Source organism: Xanthomonas sp. Leaf148, assembly GCF_001423585.1.
Lineage (GTDB): Bacteria > Pseudomonadota > Gammaproteobacteria > Xanthomonadales > Xanthomonadaceae > Xanthomonas.
Genome location: NZ_LMOP01000014.1, coordinates 36,705 through 58,469 on the forward strand (window position 1 = coordinate 36,705; position 21,765 = coordinate 58,469).

The window sequence follows — 21,765 nt, forward strand, 5'->3', positions numbered from 1 at the left end:
GTGGACAAAGTTGTCCGAGTAAGACAACAGCAGCCAATGTCGGACACCGGCTGACATCGTGCAGGAAACCACGAAAACCTAACATCTTTGGCCCATACCTTTGCGTACGGCAGCGTCGCGCCTTGCCGCCAGTGCATTCAGACAGCAAGATGCGCCGATCGATCAGGGGAACATCGTGCGCATGTCGCCATTTACCGTCCGCGCCGGCCGGTGTCAGTCCATTGCGTGGGTGCTGCTGGCTGCGCTGTGCATTGGCGGCTGCCAGCGCAACGACACTGCTGCCCCTTTGCCCGGTGCGAATGCCGAGCCCGCCGCCGCGATGCAGTCGATGACCCTGCCGTTGCGCCGCAACGATCTGGTCGCCTATGCGCGGATCCGGGTGACGCCTGCGCAATACACCCAGTTGGAAGCGGCCTGGCGCAGCGGTGCCAGCCGCTGGCCGCTGACCGAGCTGCCGCTGCCCAACGAAGTCGGTGCGCTGCTGGGGTCGTTGTCGGCACCCGATGCCGAGCGCCGCCTGCAGCAGGCCTTCGACGCGCAGCTGGCCGGGCAGTCGCGCGGCATCGCCCAGGCCGCGCAGTCGCTGGGCCAGTTCGGTGTGCAGTACCTGCGCAGCCGTAGCGATTACCAGCCCGAGCAGCGCGCCCATTACGTGCAATTGGTCGACGCGCTGAGCGCCTGGGCGGCCACCGCGCCGCTGGCCGATCGCCCGCGCGCCAAGGCCAGCATCGCCGACCTGGTGGCCGCGGCCCGCGCCACCGGCATCACCTCCGACGCCGACCTGCAACGGCTAGGCATGGAAGAAAGCCTGCGCCGGCTGGGGCCGTTCTGGGCGGCGTGCAAGAAGGTGCTGGAGCGCTACGACCTGTCGATCGACACCAGCCTGGACGCGCTGCGCACCGGCTTGATCAAGCAGGACGGCGATAGCGCCCAGGTGCGGCTGCGCTATCCGCTGGCGGCGCACGCCATCGACCTGACCGTGGCGCTGATCAAGCGCGATGGGCACTGGTACCAGCAGCAGACCCAGAACGAGATACAGGCGCTGCTCGACGCCATGCCGGCCAAGCCCTTACCCGATGCTGCGGCAGGCCCCGATACGGCGCTGCTGCCGCCTGTACCGGCCCCAGACGCCGGGCAACGCCCGGCTGGGCGATAATGACCGCGATGCCAGAACAGAACCCCCTGCCGTTTCCGGACGGCCAGCCTGCCCCGACCACCCCGGTCGCTGCCGACCCCGGCGCGAGCGCGGCCGCCCTGCCGTTGCCCACCGCCGCCCCGGTGCCGCCGGAAGCATCGGCGTCGACAGCGCCGATGCTGGCCACTGCACGTCAGGCCAAGCGCCCGTGGTGGGCGCGCCTGCTCGGGCGCCTGGCCGACCCGTGGCTGAGCCTGACCATCGAGCCGGAACCGCTCGCCCGCTACGACGACGGCACCCAGGTGGTTTACGTGCTGGAGGACTACGGTCTGTCCAGCGCCCTGATCCTGGACAAGGCCTGCCGCGAGGCCGGCCTACCGTCGCCCCTGGTGCCGCTGCCGGGCGACCCGCTGCAGCGCAAGCGCGCCTATCTGGCGCTGTCGCGGCGTAGCAGCAGCAATTCGCTGATTCCCGAACAGCGCGGCGGCAAGACCCACTCCGACTCGCTGGCCAAGCTGCTGCAGGCGCATCGGGTGCGCGCCGATCTGGACGTGCATCTGGTGCCGGTGTCGATCTTCGTCGGGCGCGCACCGGACAAGCAGAGCGGCTGGTTTGCGGTGCTGTTTTCGGAAAACTGGGCGCTGGTCGGCCGGTTCCGCCGTCTTTTGGCGGTGCTGCTCAATGGCCGCACCACCATCGTGCGTTTCGCCCCGCCGATCTCGCTGCGCCAGACCATGGCCGAAGGTCTGCCGCCCGAGCGCACCTTGCGCAAGTTGCAGCGCGTGTTGCGTACGCATTTCCGGCGGATCCGCGAGGCGGTGATCGGGCCGGATCTGTCCACCCGCCGTCTGCTGGTGGACCAGGTGCTGGCCGCCGACTCGGTACGCGAAGCCATCGCCACCCAGGCCAAGCGCGATAACTCCAAGCCGGTCGATGCCTGGCGCAAGGCGCATGCCTATGCGTGGGAAATCGCCGCCGACTATTCCAGCCCGGTGGTGCGTTCGGCCAGTTTCCTGCTCACCCATGTGTGGAATCGCATCTACGCTGGCGTGCTGGTGCATCACCTGGACAAGCTCAAGCAGGCCGCGCCCGGACACGAAGTGGTGTACGTGCCCAGCCACCGCAGCCACATGGATTACCTGCTGCTGAGCTACCTGCTGTACGAACGCGGCATCGTGCCGCCGCACATCGTGGCCGGCATCAACCTCAATCTGCCCGTGGTGGGCACGCTGCTGCGCAAGGGCGGCGCGTTCTTCATCCGCCGCAGCATCCGCGGCAATGCGCTGTATTCGGCGGTGCTGAGCGAATACGTCGCGCAGCTGGTGGCCGGCGGCTATTCGATCGAATACTTCGTCGAAGGTGGACGCTCGCGCACCGGGCGTCTGTTGCAGCCAAAGGGCGGCATGATCGCGATGACGCTGCGCGCTTATCTGCGTCAGCCGCGCAAGCCGGTGCTGTTCCAGCCGGTCTACATCGGTTACGAGAAGCTGATGGAAGGCAACAGCTATCTGGACGAGCTCACCGGCCGGCCCAAGGAAAAAGAATCCATCTGGGGCCTGCTGTGGTCGATCCCCAAGGTGCTCAAGCAGAACTACGGCCAGGTGGTGGTGAACTTCGGCGAGCCGATCGCGCTCAACGACGTGCTGGCCAAGCACGCCCCGGATTGGGACGGCCAGCCGCTGCCGGAAGATGCCAAACCCAGCTGGCTGGCACCGGCGGTGGATACCTTGTCCACGCAGATCCAGACCCGCATCAACTGCGCGGCCGACGTCAACCCGATCAACCTGCTGGCGCTGGCGCTGCTGTCCACGCCCAAGCACGCGATGGGCGAGGCGGATCTGATCGCGCAGATCGAGTTGTGCAAGAAACTGCTGGCGGAGATGCCGTATTCGGACCGCGTCACGGTGACTCCGCATACCCCGGCACGCATCATCACTCATGCCGAAGAGATCAACGTACTCACGCGCGTGTCGCACCCGCTGGGCGATGTGCTCAGCGTCAGCGGCGATACCGCGGTGCTGCTGAGCTACTTCCGCAACAACGTGCTGCATTTGTTCACCGCATCGTCGTGGGTGGCGTGCTGCTTCCAGAACAACCGCCGCATGAGCCGCGCCGGTCTGATCCGGCTGGGTCGCACGGTTTACCCGTTCCTGCAGGCCGAGCTGTTCCTGCCGTGGAGCGAAGACCGCTTTGCCGAACGCATCGAACAGACCATCGACATGTTCGTGCGCGAAGGCCTGCTACTCAATGTCACCGAAGACGACGGCGGCATCCTGACCCGCAACACCGGGCAGACCGATGAAGTGTTCCGTCTGCGCGCGATTGGCCACTCGCTGCAACAGGCATTCGAGCGCTATTACATCGCCATTTCGGTGCTGGTGAAGAACGGCCCCGGCGTGCTCGGCGCTGGCGAACTGGAAAGCCTGTGCCAACAGGCGGCGCAGCGTTTGAGCCTGTTGTATGCACCTGCCGCGCCGGAGTTCTTCGACAAGACCCTGTTCCGCAGCTTCATCCAGAAACTGCGCGAACTGCGCCTGGTCTGGCCGGACGAGAACAGCAAGTTGCTGTTCGATGAGCGGCTGGATGCATGGGCCAAGGATGCCAAGTTCATCCTCGGCCGCGAACTGCGCCACACCATCGAGCGGGTCAGCCCGGAAGCGGTGAAACCGGATGTGGTGTTGCCGCCGGAGTGAGGCGGCGGTCTTGGCGGTAAGAGCCGCGCGCGTGGCAAAGCGCGCGGCAATGCTTGGCGATGACGCACTGTTCCCGTTCGGTCGAGTTGGAAATGGTGCGACATCGCGCGCCGCAGTGCGGCCGCCGCAAATCGAACGCGGTGTTGCCGCTGAAGCGGGACAGCGCGGCAGAGACACGACACGCGCGCGGCATAGACAAAACACCAGCGCGGCATCAAGGCACCCCACCTGCAGCAACGACCCGGTGACTCCTTCTCCCACCGGGAGAAGGTGGCGCACAGCGCCGGATGAGGGTGCGGCTGCAGGCAACCATGCAGCCATGCAGCGCATCGATCCTCACTACACATCGATTCGCACCCTATCCAACGACCCGATGATTCCTTCTCCCACCGGGAGAAGGTGGCGCATAGCGCCGGATGAGAGTACGGCTGCAGGCAACCGTGCAGCCATGCAGCACATCACCCCTCACCACACATCGATTCGCTCCCTATCCCACGACCCGATGACTCCTTCTCCCACCGGGAGAAGGTGGCGCGTAGCGCCGGATGAGGGTACGGCTACAGGTAACCATGCAGCCATGCAGCACATCGCCCCTCACCAGACATAGATCCGCAGCACCCCACGATTTCACACAACAGTTGCGTTCGTTTCATCAGCCGCTTGCGCGCATGTCGATAGCATCGAACCACCTTTTACAGTGATCGAGCGCATCGCAATGCGGATGCGCTTGGCAGGAGATTCCATGCGCGCAGCCATCCATACCCAATTCGGCGATCCCGCCAAGGTGCTTGAACTCGGCGAGCGGCCCGTGCCGCAGCCCGGTAAGGGGCAGGTGCGCATCGCCATGCGCCGCTCACCCATCCACAACCACGACCTGTGGACCGTGCGCGGCAACTACGGCTACAAGCCGGAACTGCCGGCGATCGGTGGCAGCGAAGGGGCCGGCGTCATTGACGCCCTGGGCGAGGGCGTGGAAGGCCTGCAGACCGGGCAGCGCGTGGTCGCGGCCGGCGTCCACGAAAGCTGGGCCGAGTATTTCCTGGCCGATGCAGCCGGCGTGGTCCCGCTGCCCGACGCACTGGACGACGACCGCGGTTGCCAGTTGATCGCCATGCCCCTGAGCGCCCTGATGCTGATCGAATTCCTGCGCGTGGAAAAAGGCGACTGGATCGTGCAGAACACCGCCAATGGCGCCGTCGGCAAGACCGTGGCCATGCTTGCCGCCGCACGCGGCATCAACGTGATCAACCTGGTCCGCCGCGATGCGGGCGTGGACGAACTCAAGGCGCTGGGCATCGGCAATGCTGTTTCCACCGCGCAGGACGGCTGGCAGGACACCGTGCGCGCGCTGGCCGGCGATGCGCCGATCATCCGCGCCGTCGATTCGGTCGCCGGCAGTGCTGCCGGCGACTTGATGGGGCTGCTGGCCGAAGGCGGCGAGCTGGTGTCGTTCGGGTCGATGACCGGCGAGCCGCTGCAGATCTCCAGCGGCGATGTGATTTTCAAGCAGGCGACCGTGCGCGGCTTCTGGGGCAGTAAGGTGATGCAGGCCACAAAATCAGAGGACAAGCGCCGCATGATCGGCGAGCTGTTGAAGGCCGCCGTCGATGGCAGCCTGGTCTTGCCGGTGGAAGCGGTGTTCGACCTGAAAGATGCGGCCAAGGCGGCGGCGGCAAGTGACGAGCCAGGCCGGCGCGGCAAGATCCTGTTGCGTGCTGGCTGACAGGCGCGTGGCTTAGCAAAAAGAGTGTCAGGAGGTTCGGGGCTGGTCGTGATCGGAGCAGTCCGTGTGCGGCCGAAGTAGAGCAACTGCGGCCAGAGTGGAACAACGCGGCCAGGGTAGGAATCTGTGGCGACCACGACCGACGCCGCACTCGCTTTTGTACTCCAATCCGAATCCACACCCAACTGCATCTGCACTCAAATCCGGAACAGGGCAGGAGCAGCGCCGGGCAGCAGAAGGTGCAGCAGAAGGACCGAAATCGGGCCCCATGTCCGTAGACAAATTCAAACCTGTAAACCGATTCGAATCGCGCCCGTCCCCTCATCCGCCCCTGCGGGGCACCTTCTCCCGCAGGCGGGAGAAGGCAGTCCGCCGATCGCTGCTCTGAAGCCCCTCTCCCGCCTGCGGGAGAGGGGTTGGGGGTGAGGGGACGGCTTGCGAGGCACGGTGCGTCCACTCCGCGTGCTGCTTCACCACTGCTACAAAGTCGATCAGCCTAGGTCACGCCAGACCAGCGCCTGTAAAGGATCGCCGGACACCTGACACCGAAGCGCGGGTCCAAGCGCACCTGCCCTCGCAACGAAGGTCCAGGTCCGGGCAAAGCCCCCAACGCCTCAAGCGGGCTCGTCGGGCACCAGCTCCATTTCCAGCCGAATAATGCAGTCCTTGATCTGCAATTTGCGCTTCTTCAGGCGCTTCATCTGCAGCTCGTCTTCCAGGTTCGCGGGCATGCGCTGGATTTCGTCGTCCAACGCACGGTGCGTGCGTCGCAACTCGGCGATCTGTTCGACGATCTCGGCGGGTGAGAGGGTTTCCACGCCCCGAGCATACACAACCCCGGGCGACCCGCGTCACCCGCGCTTGCCAAGTGGCCGCAGGCTGCGACAATGCGTGTGCGTCGTTGGGGATAACGGCGGCGCGCCTCACCCCATCATTGCCGCGCGGCCACGGCCGTCGAGAAAGGAGTCTTTACGATGCGTTTGCGTTCTTCCCTGCTGGCCCTGAGCCTGCTCACCGCCGCCAACCTGGCCTCGGCCGCCGATGTGGCCAAGTACGACGGCTTTCTGTGCTGCAACCTGCGCACCGACGGCAGTTGGATCAGCGACAGCAACTACGCCGAAGACGGCAAGCGCGTGCTCCCCGTCGGCACCCCGGTCAGCGTCACCGGCTTTGGCCGTAACCGCGTCAACCTCAAGATCGCCGGCGAAAAGCAGTCCATCGGCAACGATTACAGCCGCGACCTGGACAACACCGCCTTCGCCGCCCGCTACATCGTCACCGCCGATCCCAAGCTCAAGCTCGCCACCTTCCCGCCGAAGATCCGCCAGGCCATCGTGGACGGCAAGCTCACCGGCGGCATGACCCGCGAACAGGTGCTCATGGCGGTCGGCTACCCGATCAGCAGCGAGAACCCGAATCTGGAAGCCTCGTTGTGGCGCTACTGGCGCGACAGCTTCGCCGAGTACCAGGTTCAGTTCGGCCCCAGCGGCAAGCTGGTCAAGGTGACCGCCGACCCGCAGTTGATGAATCTGGTCTGGGTGCCTTGATTTCACATGGCGGCCGTGTTCCGTGCGCGGTCGCCACTTAGCTGGTTCGTCATCGCGGCACCTCTGCAGATCACAGAGAGCGCACCGCGCTTCGACCAGCGTGCGGGACACCATTCAAGCAGACGCCCATGCCGTTTCTCTGTGGCCCAAAAAACTCGCGTTTCACCTACACAGGGAGCTTGTGTCCACATCTGGATCTGGCCTTGCGCTCTACAGCCCGCTCACTCGGCGAAGCGATTTTGGAATATGAGGCGCATTTCAACACCAAGATAGAACCGCTGGCTGAGCCATTCGAAGGAAATCCTGAGAATGTCGGAAAGTACTTCCACCTGATTGACCTCGATGACAGCGCAAATCGGATTGTCGACATTCATATCTTTCGTAAAAATAGCGAAATATGCGTCAAGCAGGATCTCGACTTCCCATTGGAACCCGACGATGTCGTTGAATTAGGTGGGCTGATCTGTTGATGGCTGTCAGCATCGCACGGTGCGCCCCAACAAAGCGCGCATCTTGTTTTGCAGTTAATGACCGCAATTTTTCTCAGCTTTCTATCTCAACAAAGATAGCGGAAACATCTTCTGTAACATTGCTGAGTGATGAGTGGATCTCGCCGAGTCCAGAGAGATCGTTTTCTAGTTGTGCTTCCTAGCAAGGAATTGGCGATGGAATTGGGCTTGATCATGCTGAGTTGCGAACAGAAGGCATGTTGTCGGTATTGCGAACAGACCAAAGACTTGCTTGCGGATGTCATCGTGTATCCGGGCATGGTTCTGATCTGCCAGCGTTGCCTTTGAGAAGGGCCTGGCGTTGTAAGCAAAGCGCTTGGGTTGGATATCACGATGTTTGAGTTCTCCTAGTAAGCAACAGGCATCTTCCGGCTGCAGTCGTTTATCTATCCTCCGATATAAGACGATCGGTGGATTTCGCCCTCATGAGAAGAGAACAAGTTAATGACAAATCCATACGACTCTTCGCCGATCCACTCAGCGATTTACTCGCTCAACGACACTATGGTAACCACAGCGCTGGAGCTTCCTGGACATCGAATCATCCGCAACCTGGGCTTGGTGCGCGGTATCACCGTGAGGTCGCGCTCAATCGTCGGCAACTTCTTCGGCAGTCTGCAGAGCTTGTTCGGCGGCAACATCACCATCTACACCGAACTGTGCGAACAGGCACGCTCGGAGACCTATCGCGACATGGTGCAGCATGCCAGGCAACTTGGCGCCAACGCCGTCATTGCGGTGCGCTACGACGCTACCGAGTTGATGGCCGGCCTGACCGAAGTCCTGTGCTATGGCACCGCAGTCGTCGTCGAGGCGCAGCATGCATAGCGGGTCAAGCATTCACCGAGGGGGCTCCGTGAAACTGCGGTGCGTGGCGGTGGTCGTCTTCGTTATGGCAACTTGGCTGCCGGCGGTGCAGGCCTCGAGCTCGTCCACCTTCATGTCCGAAGTCGGGAAAGTGTCGCCGGTATACGAGCGTCTGGCCAACTCTGCCGAGTCAGAGCGCCTTATCGATGAAGGTAGGAAGAGCGAGGTCAATGCAAGGTTGAAGCGACTGGTGCCGGAGACAAGCAAAAGCGCGTATGACGCGTTTGTCCTGTCCAATATCCTCTACCGAGCCGATGTCGCTGCCAGTGACGCCTACATGAAGCTCGCTGACGAAAAGCTTCCTGGCAATCCATTCATCATATTCGAGCGAGGTATGCGCGAACACCGCGCGGGACGCTGTGATATCGCGCTGCCTCTGTACGAAAAAGCCGCGAAACTGCTGCCAAGGTCGCAAGTGCCGGATCGCCTGTGGGCCTACATCACGCACTGCCGCCTCGTGCTTGAGGATGCACGCGGAGCTGTCGCCGCCTGGACACATGTGGACTTCAAGGAGAAACACACGGCGATCGAGAAATCGATGTATGACATCTTCTCGACGACAGATCCGGACGCCGAAAGAGAGCGCTTGATCACGTCCATCCGTGCAGGGGCAGCAGGTGACGTTTGTACGTTGATCAAACTCGACAAGAATTGGGAAATCGACTGGTGGAATGCGAAAAAGCAGCCCGAGTACCTTGCGTATGACATTGCACTTGTCAGGTCATTGTGCAGGAACGACAAGAAGATTCAGAAAGTTGCGGGGCTGTGTATCGACGCGGTGGACCTCGATGACGATAAATTCAGACGCCTTATCGCCTCGGCGGGTTATTGGGGAGAGGGTGCCCGGTTGCCGGAAGATCCGATAGCGAGCTATACGTTGATCAGTCAGTTGCAGAAACGAAAGATGGCGACGGCGGACGAGATCTTCCAGCGTTACGGCGCGGCGCTGGAGCAGCGCTACAAGCGGATGCCCTCCGATCGTTCGACGCTGGATCTGCTGGCGTTTCTGTACAGCGCGACAGGGCGAAGCAAGCAACTCCAACCGATAGACCTGTACGGCTGGAAGACACTGAAGATCGAGGCCTATGCGCTGAGCTATCTGAAAGGCCTGACCGAGGCAAACGCCGGGTACTCCGCTGCGCTTGCGCAGGCCGCACGCGACTTCCCCAATAGCGCCGAAATTCAGCGGCTCAACCTTGTGCTACATGCTAAGTCCGACGATAAGGTGACGTATTTGATGCGTTATGTTGCAGCGCAGTTTCCGAATGTGCAGGAGCATCTAAGCGGGCGCTATCGGCTCGATGATTTCATGGCGGCGTTGAAGAACGAGCTGAAGGTCTCGGCTCCAAAAAAGTAGCGGCGCAGGATGCTTTATCGTCTGGGCCTGTGCGCCGTCTGGAGCCGCCGGCGCCAGGTATGAATCGCCTCAGATGACTATTAGTGGTCCCTCGTGGCATGGCTGGGACGTGCACGCGTTGCAAGAAAGCGGAGGTGAGCTCACCCCTTCAGAAAGCGACGCTGTGCATTTTTCAGCAGTGGGCAAGACCCGACCAAGACTGCCTTACGCTCAACTCTCAGGGCAGGCTCCGGCTACACGACTTGGCGGGACGCCTGGATGTTAGAAGATACAGATCGCTGACCGCCAAGGCGCTAAGCTTCTGTATCGGCCAACCAGGCGCCACACAGCGAATCAACCATGCAGCGAAATCTGGATCTGTATCCCAAAGACGATAACGGCGACACCTTGTGGCACATTGCGGAGCAGGGCGTGGATCTTTCCAAGCCACGCGAGGTCGCGTTTTCCGTGGTGTTCCCGAGCAAAGAGTCCGCACTGGAATTTTCGGTGACGTTGCTGCGCTTTGAGCAAAAGGTACGTTGCTGCCATTACCCGGAAAACACCGCGTTTCCGATGGATGTCACGGTGTATCCGACCATGGTGCCGACATACAAGGCGATTTGCGCGTTCGAGGAGGAGTTGGCGACAGAAGCCAAGCCCTTGGGTGGGTTGAACGATGGATGGGAATTTTCTGTAGACACCAAAGACGTCTGATGTGCGCGGCAGGTGCGTTGGAGAGCGCGGCGTGCGGGCTCTCCAACAGGTTGGGCCACATCAACGCGATGATTGCGGGACGCGGCGCAGCTGTGACACGTCGTAGCCCATTGCCGCAATGCGCGCGAGCGCCTGCTGATAATCGGCATCGGAGACCTGCGGGGTCCGTGCCATGTACCAGACGTAATCGCGCTTGCTGCGCGCCACGATGGTCTGGGTGTAGTCGGCATCGCGCCAGGCGATGACATATTCGGCCTTGAACGGCCAGAGGAATTGCATGCTCCATAGCGCGCCGTTGCCATTCTCTGCGACTTGGCCGATCGGGTGCATGGACTTGAGCGGGGCCTGGAAGCTGCCTTTGCGGAAAGTGAAGGTGGTCTGGATACGGCCATCCTGTCGCAGGGCATAACTCTCTACTGCGTCGTAGGCTTTGCGTTCTGGACGGGTTGGAATATGTGCGATGACATACCAGTCGCCCATGAAGCGCGGCACGTCAACGCTGTCTGCGCGGGGCAGTGCGGCGCGCGGCTCGCTGCCGCTTGCATTGCCGTAGACCGCAAGGGTGAGTAAGAACAGCATCGACGCCTGGCGCATGGCAACCTCTCTCAACAGTCTCAGTGCAGAGGCATACGTTGCGACGATGCGTGTGGATGCAGCGTGCAATGCGCTGCCTATCGAAAGGCGCGTTGGGTTCCCGTTGGTTGACGGGCTCTACCCTTGCAAGGACGGCTCGGACGCATTGAAGAATGCGATGGCTGCGATGGCTGCGATGGCTGCGGTGATCACGGGCGGTAGCAGGCAGGTTTGCACGATCTCCCACATCGGCTCGACAGCTGGCTCGCGAGTGTGACGATCAGGTGCTATGCCGGTGCGAGGTCGGGAGCGAGCTTAGGGCAACGCTGCATAAGTCTTGTCATCCAGGCGATAGCGTGAGGCCATGGACGTGAATCGCTGGCTTGCGAGGCCCTGGAGTTTCTGCTTTCGCGGGAATGACTGGCGCGGGGGACTTGATGAGCGTTGCCTTACAGCGACTGATACGTCACGAGCAGTCATCAGATGGATGTGAACGGCGTACTCAGCACTGGAGTGTACGGGTGGTTGGTGCCGCGCCGAGGACCGGCTGAGCCTGCCTGGCCATCAGCCGATGTCGTTCTGTCAGCCGCTCTGATGCGCATTCGGCCGGCGACCCCATGATGGACAGACAGCAGCGAACTTGATCGCCACCGCCATCTCACCAAGGCGAGACAGCATCTTTTCCGTACGGATAAATCGTCGCGATCGTTCCGTCCCCCAGATGTTCCAGCGGTGCCATCTTGATGTTGCGCAGATGGGTCTGGCCGCCCGATACCACCGCGTCGTGATAGAACAAATACCAATGGCCGTCGAACGCGCAGATGGAGTGGTGGGTGGTCCAGCCGATCACCGGCTGCATCAGTACGCCCTGGTAGCGGAATGGGCCATACGGCGAGTCGCTGGTGGCGTAGCAGATCAGGTGCGTATCGCCGGTGGAATACGACAGGTAGTAACGACCGGCGTGGCGGTGCAGCCAGGGGCCTTCGAAGAAGCGACGGTCGAGGTCGTCGGCGCGTAGCGGGGCGCCGTGTTCGTCGAGGATGACGATCTCGCGCGTGGGTTCGGCCAGTGCGGTCATGCTCTCGTGCAGCCGCGCCACGCGCGGGCCCAGTGCGGGCGCATCGCCCACCGGTTCCTGGTTGGTCTGCGCGTAGACGTTGTCGCGGTAGTGCTGCAGCTGACCACCCCAGATGCCGCCGAAGTACAGGTAATGCGCGCCATCGTCGTCGGCGAACACGGCCGGGTCGATTGAGTAGGTGCCGGCGATCGGTTCGGCTTCGGCGATGAAGGGGCCGTGGGGTTGATCGCCGACTGCCACACCGATCTGGAAGATGCCGTCGGCGCGCTTTGCCGGGAAATACAAATAGGTCTTGCCATTGCGTTGCGCTGCATCCGGTGCCCACATCTGGCGCTGGGCCCACGGCACGTCGCGCACGTGCAGCACTTCGCCCAGGTCTTCGACCGGCGCGTTGGGATGCGCCATGCGAAAGACGTGGTAATCCTCCATGCCGAAATGCGAGCCGTCGTCGCTGAAGGCCACGCCGGCATCGATGTCGTGCGAGGGATAGATGTACAGCGCGCCGTCGAAGACGTGCGCGGACGGGTCGGCGGTGTAGAGATGGGTGACCAGCGGTGCGGAAATGGCGGTGCGCGCCAGCGCCTGCAGTGTGGCGGCTTGCAGTTCATCGGACATGCGCGGACCTGTGCATGAGGTGGAAGGAAGGGGTTAGGGCGACGCGAGCGGAGCGGCCTGACGGCGCACGCCCAGTTCGCGTTCGATGCGGGATTCCAGCGGCTTGTCGATCTCGTAAAACACCAGCAGTGCGGTGCCGAGCAGGAACGGGATGGACGCATACACGCTGATGGCTAGCCGAATGCCGTCGGTGACCGCGCCGCTTTGCTGCGGCAGCGCGGCGTCGTAGCCATAGATGGCAAGCAGGCCGGCGACCAGTGCACCGCCGACGCTCAGGCCGATCTTCAGGCCGCACAACATCGCCGAAAAAATGATGGCGGTGGCACGGCGGTGGTTCTTCCACTCCGAGTAATCGGCCACGTCGGCAATCATCGCCCACAGCAACGGGATGGTGATGCCATAGAAAAAGCCGTGCAGCACATAGGAGCCGAATACCCAGCCGATGGCAGTCGCCGGATAGACATAGAACGCCAGCAGAAACAGCGTGGAAATCAGCAGCGCCCCACCAAACACATTGCGCTTGCCGTAGCGGTCGGCCAGGCGTTTGGAAAACCCGATGCCGACGATCATGGCCAGGATGCCGCCGGCACTGAACACACTGAACGCTGAGGTTGGCGCGTCTTGCGGCCACTGCAAGGCGCTCATGCCGGCGCCGGTCAGCACGCTGTTGATTGCGGCAATAAACCGGTTGAATCCGGCGGCATCGAGAAAGTGAGTCAGCGCGCCCGCGTCGAGGGTGTACTTGAAGTAGTAGATGTACATCCCGCCCTTCATGGCGAGATTGATGAAGACCAGAATAGTCAGCGCCAGCATTACCAGCCAGGGTTTGTTGCGTACCAGGTCGGTGAGGTCCTGTCGCACGCTACTGCGTTGTTCGGTGATCGGCAGCACGCGCTCGCGGGTGGTGAAAAAGGTGATCAGAAAGCACAGCGTGCCGACCGCGGCGAACAACCCCATGGTGTTGCGAAAGCCTTGTGCCTTGTCGCCATTGCCCAGGATCAGCACCAGCGGCAGCAGCAGGACCTGGATGATGAATTGCGCAAACGTCACCGCCAGAAAGCGATACGCCGACAGGCTGTTGCGCTGCTCCATGCTGCCGGTGAGCACGCCGCTCAGCGCCGAATACGGCAGGTTGTTGGCCACGTAGACCAGCATCAGCAAGGCGTAGGTGGCAAATGCGTAGGTGATCTTGCCGTGCTCGCCCAGCGCAGGTGTATTGAAAGCTGCCAGCGACAGTGCGCCAAACGGCAGTGCGGTCCACAGGATCCACGGGCGGAATTTGCCCCAGCGGGTGCGGGTGCGATCGGCCAGGATGCCGATGATGGGCGTAAACACGAACGCGCCCAGCAGGCCGACCACGAAGATCAACGTGGCCGCCGCGCTCGCCGGGATGCGGAATACGTCGGTGTAGAAGAACGCCAAAAACGTCACCAGCGTCTGGAAGATCAGATTGGCAGCCAGGTCGCCCAGGCTGTAGCCGATCTTTTCGCGCACGGAGAGCTGCTGTGATCGATCGTTCATGAGGTGAGGCAGGCTCGAAGAGTGCTGCGGAAAACGCCGCGGCGCGCGCTACGCCGCTGGCCGCGATCCCTCTGGATCGCGGTTGCAGGCGCAGTGCCTGAAGTGTCGGGCAAAACCTCGTGCGCCGTCGTGCAGGCATGTTGGACGGCGCGCGGCAGACGGAGTGCACGCGAATCACGCGTGCACTCCGAATACCCGCTACACCCGGCAGCCAGCGGCGAGCGCGTCTCGATGGACACTGTCAAAACGTGCCGCGGATGCCGAGCATGACGGTGCGCCCGGGCTCGTACAGATCGTAGGTAGCGTTGGGCCACGCATAGGTGGTGCGCAGCGGCTCGTCGGTGATGTTGGTGACGTTGAGCGTGATTTGCGGCTTGGAAGGCAGCCAGTCCAGCGCGTAGCTGGCCGACAGATCCAGCTGGCCGCGTGCATCGGCATTCAGGCGTGCGTACGGGATGCCGTTCTGGTTGGCGCCGGAGATCACCATGTCGTCGTTCCAGGTGTAGGAAAGGCGCACCGAGGCGGCGTTCTTCTCCCAGTACACGGTGCCGTTCCACAGATTGGGCGCCACACCGACGGCCACTGCCGGGATGCCTTCGCCTTCCGAGGATTGGGTGACATGGGTGTAGTTCACGCTGAAGCCCATGCCGTCGACCAGCTTGTCCAACGGCTGCACCCAGATCGCTTCGGTGCCGCGGATGTTGAGCACGCCATCGGCGTTGACCTGGGTCTGCACGTCCACCGTGGCGGCATTGGGGCCACCGCGCTGGTCCAGGCCGGCTTGCTGGATCGGCAGCAGGCTCTCGTAGGGCACACCAAGATCGTTGAAGGGAATGCGCCGCACGCCATTGACGGTGAAGCCGCTGATGCGCTTGTTGAACAGCGTCAGGCCCACATAGCCTTCGCCGCCGGTGTACCACTCGCCGCCGAAGTCGACATTGGTGGACAGATACGGCGCCAGGTTCGGATTGCCCTGGGTCGCGGTCTGTGCGGACGGGTCGCTGAAGTTGGTATTGGGCAACATCGCGCTCGGGTCCGGGCGCGTGAGCGTGCGCGAGCTGGACAGGCGCAGCACCACGTTGTCGGCCACATCCCAGGCCGCGTTGAACGAGGGCAGGGTTTCGGCGTAATCGGAATCGAGCACCTGCACGCGGCGGATGCCGTTGATGGTGACCGGGCCGGTGATGGTCTGGTCGGTGGTGACGTAACGCACACCGGCGTTGAAGCGCAGCGTGCGGTTCCACACTTCGGTTTCGGCGTTGGTTTCGATATAGAAACCCAGGTTCTTTTCGCGGATGCCGCCGGCCGAGGCGCCGGTGTTGGCGGAGTTGGTTTCCGGGGCGGAATCGCGTAGCGCGTAATAGTTGGTGTCGCCCAGGAAACGGTTGAAGTCGGCGGTGATGAAGCCGCCCGGGCCGGGCCGCAAGTAACTGGCCAGGGCCGCATTCGGGACTGCGGAGCCGGGGCCGCCGTTGCACACGTTGCCGCCACCGCCGCGACACACCACCTGCTCCCAGGCAATGCTGTTGTCGAAGCCGCGAATGGTGCGCTCGGCCTGGTCGTATGCGGCGCCGATCTTGATGTTGCGCTTGTCTTCGCCGAACTGCAGATCGGCACGTCCACCACGGGTCTGGGTGACGCGTTTTTCGTTCTGGATATTGACCCGTCCGCCGCTCCAGCCCCAGCCCAGGTTCGGGTCGTTGAGATCCAGCGGGCTGCTGATCGACGGGCGGTCGCCGCCTTGGTTGCGGTAATCGACGGTGGTGAACGGCGAGGTGACCAGGATGCTGGGCGACTCGCGATCCAGCCAGCTGCGCGTGGCGTTGGCCTGCACGTTGAGCTTGATGTCCTGCTCGGCACCGAACAGCAGTTCGGCACCGGGATTGACGCTCCAGAACTTGACCTCTTCGCGGTACGGGCGCGCTTCCAGGAAATACTGCGCGTTGGCAAAGGTGGCGCTGGTGACCACGTTGTTCTGATCCAGCTGCATGCCCAGCGGGATCATGTTGCCGTTGCGGCCGATCAGATTCATGCTGATCCGCTCGGTGGTGCGCTTGGCTTCGGAATACAGCGTGTCCAGGTAGAAATGCATGCTGTCGGAGGGGCGCCATTCCAGCGACATCACCGACGCATCGCGGTCGCGATCGCCATTCATGTACACGCTGCGGCCCAGGCGCGGAATCAATGCATCGCTGATCTGGTCGATGCTCAAGCCGGGGTTGCGCGCCAGCAGCCATGCCGCGTCGATGGTTTCGCCGGTGGTCAAGCCGCTGCCGGCGGTGGCCGGCACGCGGTCGGGAATGCGCCAGTTGCCGCCGCCGTTGACGTTGCAGGCCGCCGGTTGATTGGTCGCCGGCGTGCCTGCAGGCGGGGTGAGCCCACATTGGGTGTAGGTGAGGCCGGGGTTGGTCCAGCCCACGCTTTCGAAGCCGCGCACGCCCAGCTTGCTGCGCACCGAGGCCACGCCGAACAACGCGCCGAGCGTGCCTGCTTCGTTGGTCCAGCTGCCCATGAAGGCGCCACGCGGGGTGGTCTTTTCGCTGGTGCTGTTCCAGTCGGCCTGCGCCTGGTAGGTGAAGTGCACGCCGGGGCGATCGAACGGGCGCGCGCTGCGCATGTCCACTACACCGGAAACGCCGCCTTCGAGCATGCTGGCGGTGGGCGTCTTGCTCACGGTGAGCTGGGTGAAGAATTCGGTGGGAAACAGGTTCAGATCGACTTCGCGATTCTGGTTCTGCGCATTCAGACCGATCGAGGCGGTGGCGATGCTGGCGCCGTTGAGCGTGGTCTTGGTGAAGCTGGTGCCCAGGCCGCGGATGGCGATGTTGAGGCCTTCGCCATTGACGTCGCGCGAGAGCTGCACGCCGGGGATGCGGTTGAGCGACTCGGCGATATTCATGTCCGGAAATTTGCCGATGTCCTCGGCAAACACGGTGTCGGCAAAGCCGACCGAGTCGCGCTTGGCATCGGTGGAAAACTGGATGCTGCGTCGGTAGCCGGAGACGGTGACGGTGTCGAGCTGGGTCACTGCGTCATTGTTGCCGGCCGTGGCCGGTGGCGTTTGCGCGGCGCTGTCGGCGTCGGTGGACTGTGCCCAGGCGGCAGTGCTGGTCATGCCCAGCAGGATGGACCCCAACGCGCAGGACAACGCGGTTCGTGCGTAGCTGTTCTTCACCGTATTCCCTTCCCTAACAGGTGAGCAGATGTCCCACGCATCGCCCCTGCGTAGGGAGTGCCGCTGCCCGGAATCGGCGCGACGATGATGCGATGGGGGAGACGGGCGATCAGTGGCGCTGGATGTTAGCGCTACCAAATTCAGAACATCACGCTGCAGGGCAGCATAGTTGCCGGGGCATAGCGAAGCGGCGCTGCCATGACGCTGCACCGCGAGCACGCAACGCCGACGGGCGGTCGCCGCGTGCTGCACTGCGCGATGGATTCCTGCGTGCAGCGTGGTAATGGTAGCGCTATCACCCGTGGCGCAAGGCCACCTTCGTGCAGGTGCAGTGGTCGATGAATCGAATCGGACAACGCGCAAGCGACATGCTGCTTGCGCCCTTGCTTGCCGCGATGCGCAGCAGGTATCGCGACAACGCAGGCGACACGGTTGCGCGCGTGCAGGAGCCTTGCCCATGAGCGATGCGCCTGCGGCCGATGCTGCCGGCCCCGGAGCGCGCCTGGGCCGGGTGCGCTGGCGCGTCTGCGCGCTGCTGCTGGCAGCGACCACCATCAACTACGTGGACCGCCAGGTGCTGGGCGTGCTTGCGCCGTTCTTGCAGACGCAGATCGGCTGGAACGAGATCCAGTACGGTTACATCGTCACTGCGTTTCAGGCGGCGTATGCGCTGGGCCTGTTGTGCAGCGGTGCGGTGATCGACCGCTTCGGGACGCGGCTTGGCTATGCGTTGGCGATCGGGGTGTGGAGTCTGGCGGCGATGGGCCACGCGTTGGCGACCAGCGTGGTGGGCTTTGCGATTGCGCGGTTTTTCCTGGGGCTGGGCGAGTCCGGCAACTTTCCCGCCGCGCTCAAGACCGTGGCCGAATGGTTCCCGCGCCGCGAGCGCGCGCTGGCCACCGGCATCTTCAATTCCGGCTCCAACATCGGTGCCATCGTCGCGCCCTTGCTGGTGCCGGTGATCGCTACTGCCTGGGGCTGGCAGGCGGCATTTCTGTTTACCGGCATCTTGAGCGCTACCTGGCTGGTGGTGTGGTGGTGCAGTTACCACGCGCCCGAGCAGCAACCCGGTCTGTCGAGCGCAGAACTTGCGCACATCCGCAGCGATGCACATGAGCCGGTGCAAGCGCGGTTGTCGTGGCTGCAGGTGCTGCGGCATCGCCAGGCCTGGGCGTTCGTGCTGGGCAAGTTCATCACCGACCCGATCTGGTGGTTCTTCCTGTTCTGGTTGCCTAAATTCCTGCATGCCGAGTACGGCCTGAGTCTGCTGCAGCTGGGTGCGCCATTGATCGTGATCTTCGTGCTGGCCGATATCGGCAGCATCGCCGGTGGCTGGGTTGCCGGGCGCTTCATCGCGCGCGGCTGGAGCGTCAACCGTGCGCGCAAGACCGCGATGCTGATCTGCGCCGTCTCGGTGGTGCCGATCGTGTTTGCCGCACGCGCAGACAATCTGTGGCTCGCGGTGGGTCTGATCGGCCTGGCCACCGCTGCACACCAGGGCTGGTCGGCTAATCTGTTTACGCTGCCCTCGGACATGTTTCCGCGGCATGCGGTGGCCACCGTGGTGGGCATCGGCGGATTTGCCGGTGCAGTGGGCGGCATGTTGATCGCCACGTTCATCGGGTTTCTACTGCAGGCGACCGGCAGCTACGTGCCGGTGTTTCTGATGGCCGGTTCGGCCTACCTGCTGGCATTGGCGGTCGTGCATGCTCTGGTACCGCGGCTGCAGCCGGCGCAGCTGCCTGCGGCCACCGCAACGCCTCCATCTTCCTGAGGAATCACCATGTCCCTGCACACCGCGAGAATCGCACTGTTGCTGGCAGCAAGCATCGCATCGGTGGCGCAAGCCGCGCCGCTGGCAGCGGGCGCGTCCAAGTTTCTGGGTAGCGCCTACAGCCCGCAACAGGCGCAGGGCTTTGCGCAGTACTGGAACAAGCTCACCCCGGAAAACGGCGGCAAGTGGGGCACGGTGGAGACAGTGCGCGACCAGATGGACTGGCGCACGCTGGATACCGCTTACCGGTTCGCAAAAGCCAACGGCATGCCGTTCCAGATGCATGTGATGGTGTGGGGCAATCAGCAGCCGGAATGGATCAAGACCTTGCCCCCGGCCGAGCAGCGCCGCGAGATCGAGCAGTGGTTTGCGGCCGTGGCCCAGCGCTACCCGGACATCGACCTGCTGGAAGTGGTCAACGAGCCGCTCAACGACCCGCCCAGCAAGGCCGATACCGGCGGCGGCAATTATCTGCAGGCGCTCGGCGGTGACGGCGCCAGCGGCTGGGAGTGGGTACTGCAGTCGTTTCGGCTCGCGCGCCAGCACTTTCCGCATACCAAGCTGATGATCAACGACTACAGCATCACCAACAGCGCGCAGGCTACGCAGAAGTATCTGCAGATCGTGCGGTTGCTGCAGCGCGAACAGTTGGTCGATGCCATCGGCATCCAGGAGCATGCATTCGAGACCACGCCAAACGTGGCGATGTCGGTGCATCGCACCAATCTGGATGCATTGGCCGCCACCGGCTTGCCGATTTACATCACCGAATTCGATCTGGATGGGCCAAGCGATGCGCAGCAGCTGGCCGATTACCAGCGCGTGTTTCCGATCTTCTGGGAGCACCCGGCGGTGCGCGGCATCACGCTGTGGGGATTCCGCCCCGGCCTGTGGCGCGATAAGGAAGCCGCCTACCTGGTGCGTGGCGATGGCAGCGAGCGCCCGGCGATGACCTGGTTACGCGATTACGTGGCTGCCCATCCCGGCACGCCTGCGCCCTGACGCGCGCGTTGCACGACCCATCTCAACTGTTCGGTGCCCGACCCCATGCCCACCTCCTTGCCGCTGACCTGGCACGACGACCGCCTGTTGCCAGCCGACCCCGGCACGCGGGCGATTGCGCGCCGGTTGTATGCGCAGATCGCCACGCTCCCCATCATCAGCCCGCATGGCCATACCGACCCGGCCTGGTTCGCGACCAATGCCGCGTTCGCCAATGCCACCGAACTGTTGCTGGTGCCCGATCACTACGTGTTCCGCATGTTGTATAGCCAGGGCATCGATCTGGATGCGTTGGGTATCCCGCACGCCGATGGCACGCGCGCACCGGTGGACCCGCGCGCGGCATGGCGCGTGTTTGCTACGCACTACACGTTGCTGCGCGGCACGCCGTCGGCGGTGTGGCTGAATCATGTCTTCCACACCGTCTTCGATCTGCGCATCCGCCTGGATGCTGGCACTGCCGATCATTACTACGACCACATCACCGCCGCGCTGCAGACACCAGGCTTTCGTCCGCGTGCGCTGTTCGAGCGTTTCAACATCGAGGTGATCGCCACCACCGAATCGCCGCTGGACACGCTGCAGCATCACGCGACCATTCGCGACAGCGGTTGGGCCGGCCGTGTGGTGACCGCGTACCGCCCGGACCCGGTGGTGGACCCGGAGCATGAGCAGTTTGCCGGTGCGCTGCAGCAGTTCGGTGTGCTTACTGGAGAAGACGTGCTGACCTGGCCAGGCTATCTGCGCGCGCATCGGCAACGCCGCGCATTCTTCGCAGCGCACGGCGCGACCTCCACCGATCATGGACATCCCAGTGCCGCCACCGCCGATCTGTCGCCGGGCGAGGCGCAACGCCTGTTCGACACCGTGGTGCGTGGCGCTGCAACGCCGGAACAGGCCGAGTTGTTCCGCGCACAGGTGCTGACCGAAATGGCGGCGATGAGCCTGGACGATGGCCTGGTGATGCAGCTGCATCCGGGCTGCTTCCGCAATCACAACCGGCCATTGTTTGAGCGCTACGGGCGCGACAAGGGCGCCGATATTCCGATGCGCACCGACTATGTGCATGCGCTCAAGCCATTGCTGGATCGCTACGGCAATGATCCGCGCCTGCGCCTGATCGTGTTCACGCTGGACGAAACCAGCTACAGCCGCGAACTGGCACCTTTGGCCGGCCATTACCCCTCGCTGCTGCTGGGCCCTGCATGGTGGTTTCATGATGCGCCGGAGGGCATGTGGCGCTTCCGCGAGCAGACCCTGGCCAGCGCGGGCTTCTACAACACGGTGGGTTTCAACGACGACACGCGTGCATTCCTGTCGATCCCGGCCCGCCACGATGTCGCGCGGCGGGTAGACAGTGCGTTCCTGGCCAAGCTGGTCGCCGAGCATCGCTTGGAGGAAGACGAAGCAGTGGAGGTGGCGATGGATCTTGCGTATCGGCTGCCCAAACAGGCTTACAAGCTGTGATGCAACCGCAGCGCTGCGTGTGCGGCAGTGATACGA

Annotated in this window: 16 protein-coding genes; 11 read left to right on the top strand and 5 right to left on the bottom strand. The window is 63.2% G+C overall.

Annotated elements, in window-relative coordinates; translation table 11 throughout:
- Positions 1-181 precede the first annotated feature (181 nt).
- The 3 genes from ASF90_RS20675 (at position 182) to ASF90_RS20685 (ending at position 5,551) form a co-directional block, all read left to right on the top strand.
- Positions 182-1,156, top strand: coding sequence for a hypothetical protein (locus ASF90_RS20675; RefSeq protein ID WP_055854757.1), 975 nt, complete (start codon positions 182-184; stop codon positions 1,154-1,156).
- Positions 1,156-3,828: a glycerol-3-phosphate 1-O-acyltransferase PlsB gene (plsB, locus tag ASF90_RS20680; protein ID WP_055854672.1), complete on the top strand. Its 2,673-nt coding sequence runs from the start codon at positions 1,156-1,158 to the stop codon at positions 3,826-3,828. Before ASF90_RS20675 ends, plsB begins: the two co-directional genes overlap by 1 nt.
- A gap of 742 nt (positions 3,829-4,570) precedes the next feature.
- Complete coding sequence (locus ASF90_RS20685; RefSeq protein ID WP_055854676.1) at positions 4,571-5,551, top strand: zinc-binding dehydrogenase; 981 nt, start codon at positions 4,571-4,573, stop codon at positions 5,549-5,551.
- A 614-nt stretch (positions 5,552-6,165) separates the two neighbouring features.
- On the opposite strand, the gene ASF90_RS20690 is transcribed toward ASF90_RS20685, so the two are convergent.
- Positions 6,166-6,369 carry a YdcH family protein gene (locus ASF90_RS20690; protein ID WP_055854679.1) on the bottom strand — a complete coding sequence of 68 codons (204 nt, stop codon included), beginning with the start codon at positions 6,367-6,369 and terminating at the stop codon, positions 6,166-6,168.
- 156 nt (positions 6,370-6,525) lie between these two features.
- Between ASF90_RS20690 and ASF90_RS20695 the strand changes: the two genes are divergently transcribed.
- The 5 genes from ASF90_RS20695 to ASF90_RS20710 all read left to right on the top strand — a co-directional run bounded on the left by ASF90_RS20695 (position 6,526) and on the right by ASF90_RS20710 (position 10,524).
- A complete protein-coding gene (locus ASF90_RS20695) occupies positions 6,526-7,098 on the top strand; it encodes a hypothetical protein (protein ID WP_055854683.1) in 573 nt (190 codons plus the stop codon).
- Positions 7,099-7,226: 128 nt separating this feature from the next.
- Positions 7,227-7,568: a hypothetical protein gene (locus ASF90_RS23720; protein ID WP_153066608.1), complete on the top strand. Its 342-nt coding sequence runs from the start codon at positions 7,227-7,229 to the stop codon at positions 7,566-7,568.
- Positions 7,569-8,051: 483 nt separating this feature from the next.
- Positions 8,052-8,435, top strand: a complete 384-nt coding sequence (locus ASF90_RS20700; protein ID WP_055854686.1) for a YbjQ family protein — start codon at positions 8,052-8,054, stop codon at positions 8,433-8,435.
- A gap of 43 nt (positions 8,436-8,478) precedes the next feature.
- A complete protein-coding gene (locus ASF90_RS20705) occupies positions 8,479-9,831 on the top strand; it encodes a hypothetical protein (RefSeq protein WP_055854689.1) in 1,353 nt (450 codons plus the stop codon).
- Between the two features lie 339 nt (positions 9,832-10,170).
- Positions 10,171-10,524, top strand: coding sequence for a ribonuclease E inhibitor RraB (locus tag ASF90_RS20710; protein ID WP_055854692.1), 354 nt, complete (start codon positions 10,171-10,173; stop codon positions 10,522-10,524).
- 60 nt (positions 10,525-10,584) lie between these two features.
- Here ASF90_RS20710 and ASF90_RS20715 read toward each other — a convergent pair whose 3' ends face one another.
- From ASF90_RS20715 to ASF90_RS20730, 4 genes are all read right to left on the bottom strand, one after another.
- Positions 10,585-11,118, bottom strand: coding sequence for a lipocalin family protein (locus ASF90_RS20715; RefSeq protein ID WP_055854696.1), 534 nt, complete (start codon positions 11,116-11,118; stop codon positions 10,585-10,587).
- Between the two features lie 637 nt (positions 11,119-11,755).
- On the bottom strand, positions 11,756-12,790 hold the full coding sequence (locus tag ASF90_RS24410) for a glycoside hydrolase family 43 protein (protein WP_055854699.1): 1,035 nt from the start codon (positions 12,788-12,790) through the stop codon (positions 11,756-11,758).
- A gap of 33 nt (positions 12,791-12,823) precedes the next feature.
- Positions 12,824-14,311, bottom strand: coding sequence for an MFS transporter (locus ASF90_RS24415; RefSeq protein WP_055854702.1), 1,488 nt, complete (start codon positions 14,309-14,311; stop codon positions 12,824-12,826).
- Positions 14,312-14,552: 241 nt separating this feature from the next.
- Positions 14,553-17,486 (bottom strand): TonB-dependent receptor, encoded by a 2,934-nt coding sequence (locus ASF90_RS20730; RefSeq protein WP_055854705.1) that lies wholly within the window; start codon positions 17,484-17,486, stop codon positions 14,553-14,555.
- A 457-nt stretch (positions 17,487-17,943) separates the two neighbouring features.
- On the opposite strand from ASF90_RS20730, the gene ASF90_RS20735 reads away from it, so the two are divergent.
- Genes ASF90_RS20735 through uxaC form a run of 3 tightly spaced genes read left to right on the top strand, consistent with a single transcriptional unit; the run spans position 17,944 to position 21,729 of the window.
- Entirely contained in the window at positions 17,944-19,260 is a 1,317-nt protein-coding gene (locus ASF90_RS20735) for an MFS transporter (RefSeq protein ID WP_055854708.1), read from the top strand.
- A 9-nt stretch (positions 19,261-19,269) separates the two neighbouring features.
- Positions 19,270-20,262, top strand: a complete 993-nt coding sequence (locus ASF90_RS20740) for an endo-1,4-beta-xylanase (RefSeq protein WP_055854711.1) — start codon at positions 19,270-19,272, stop codon at positions 20,260-20,262.
- A gap of 45 nt (positions 20,263-20,307) precedes the next feature.
- Positions 20,308-21,729, top strand: a complete 1,422-nt coding sequence (gene uxaC, locus ASF90_RS20745) for a glucuronate isomerase (protein ID WP_055854713.1) — start codon at positions 20,308-20,310, stop codon at positions 21,727-21,729.
- Positions 21,730-21,765: the final 36 nt, after the last annotated feature.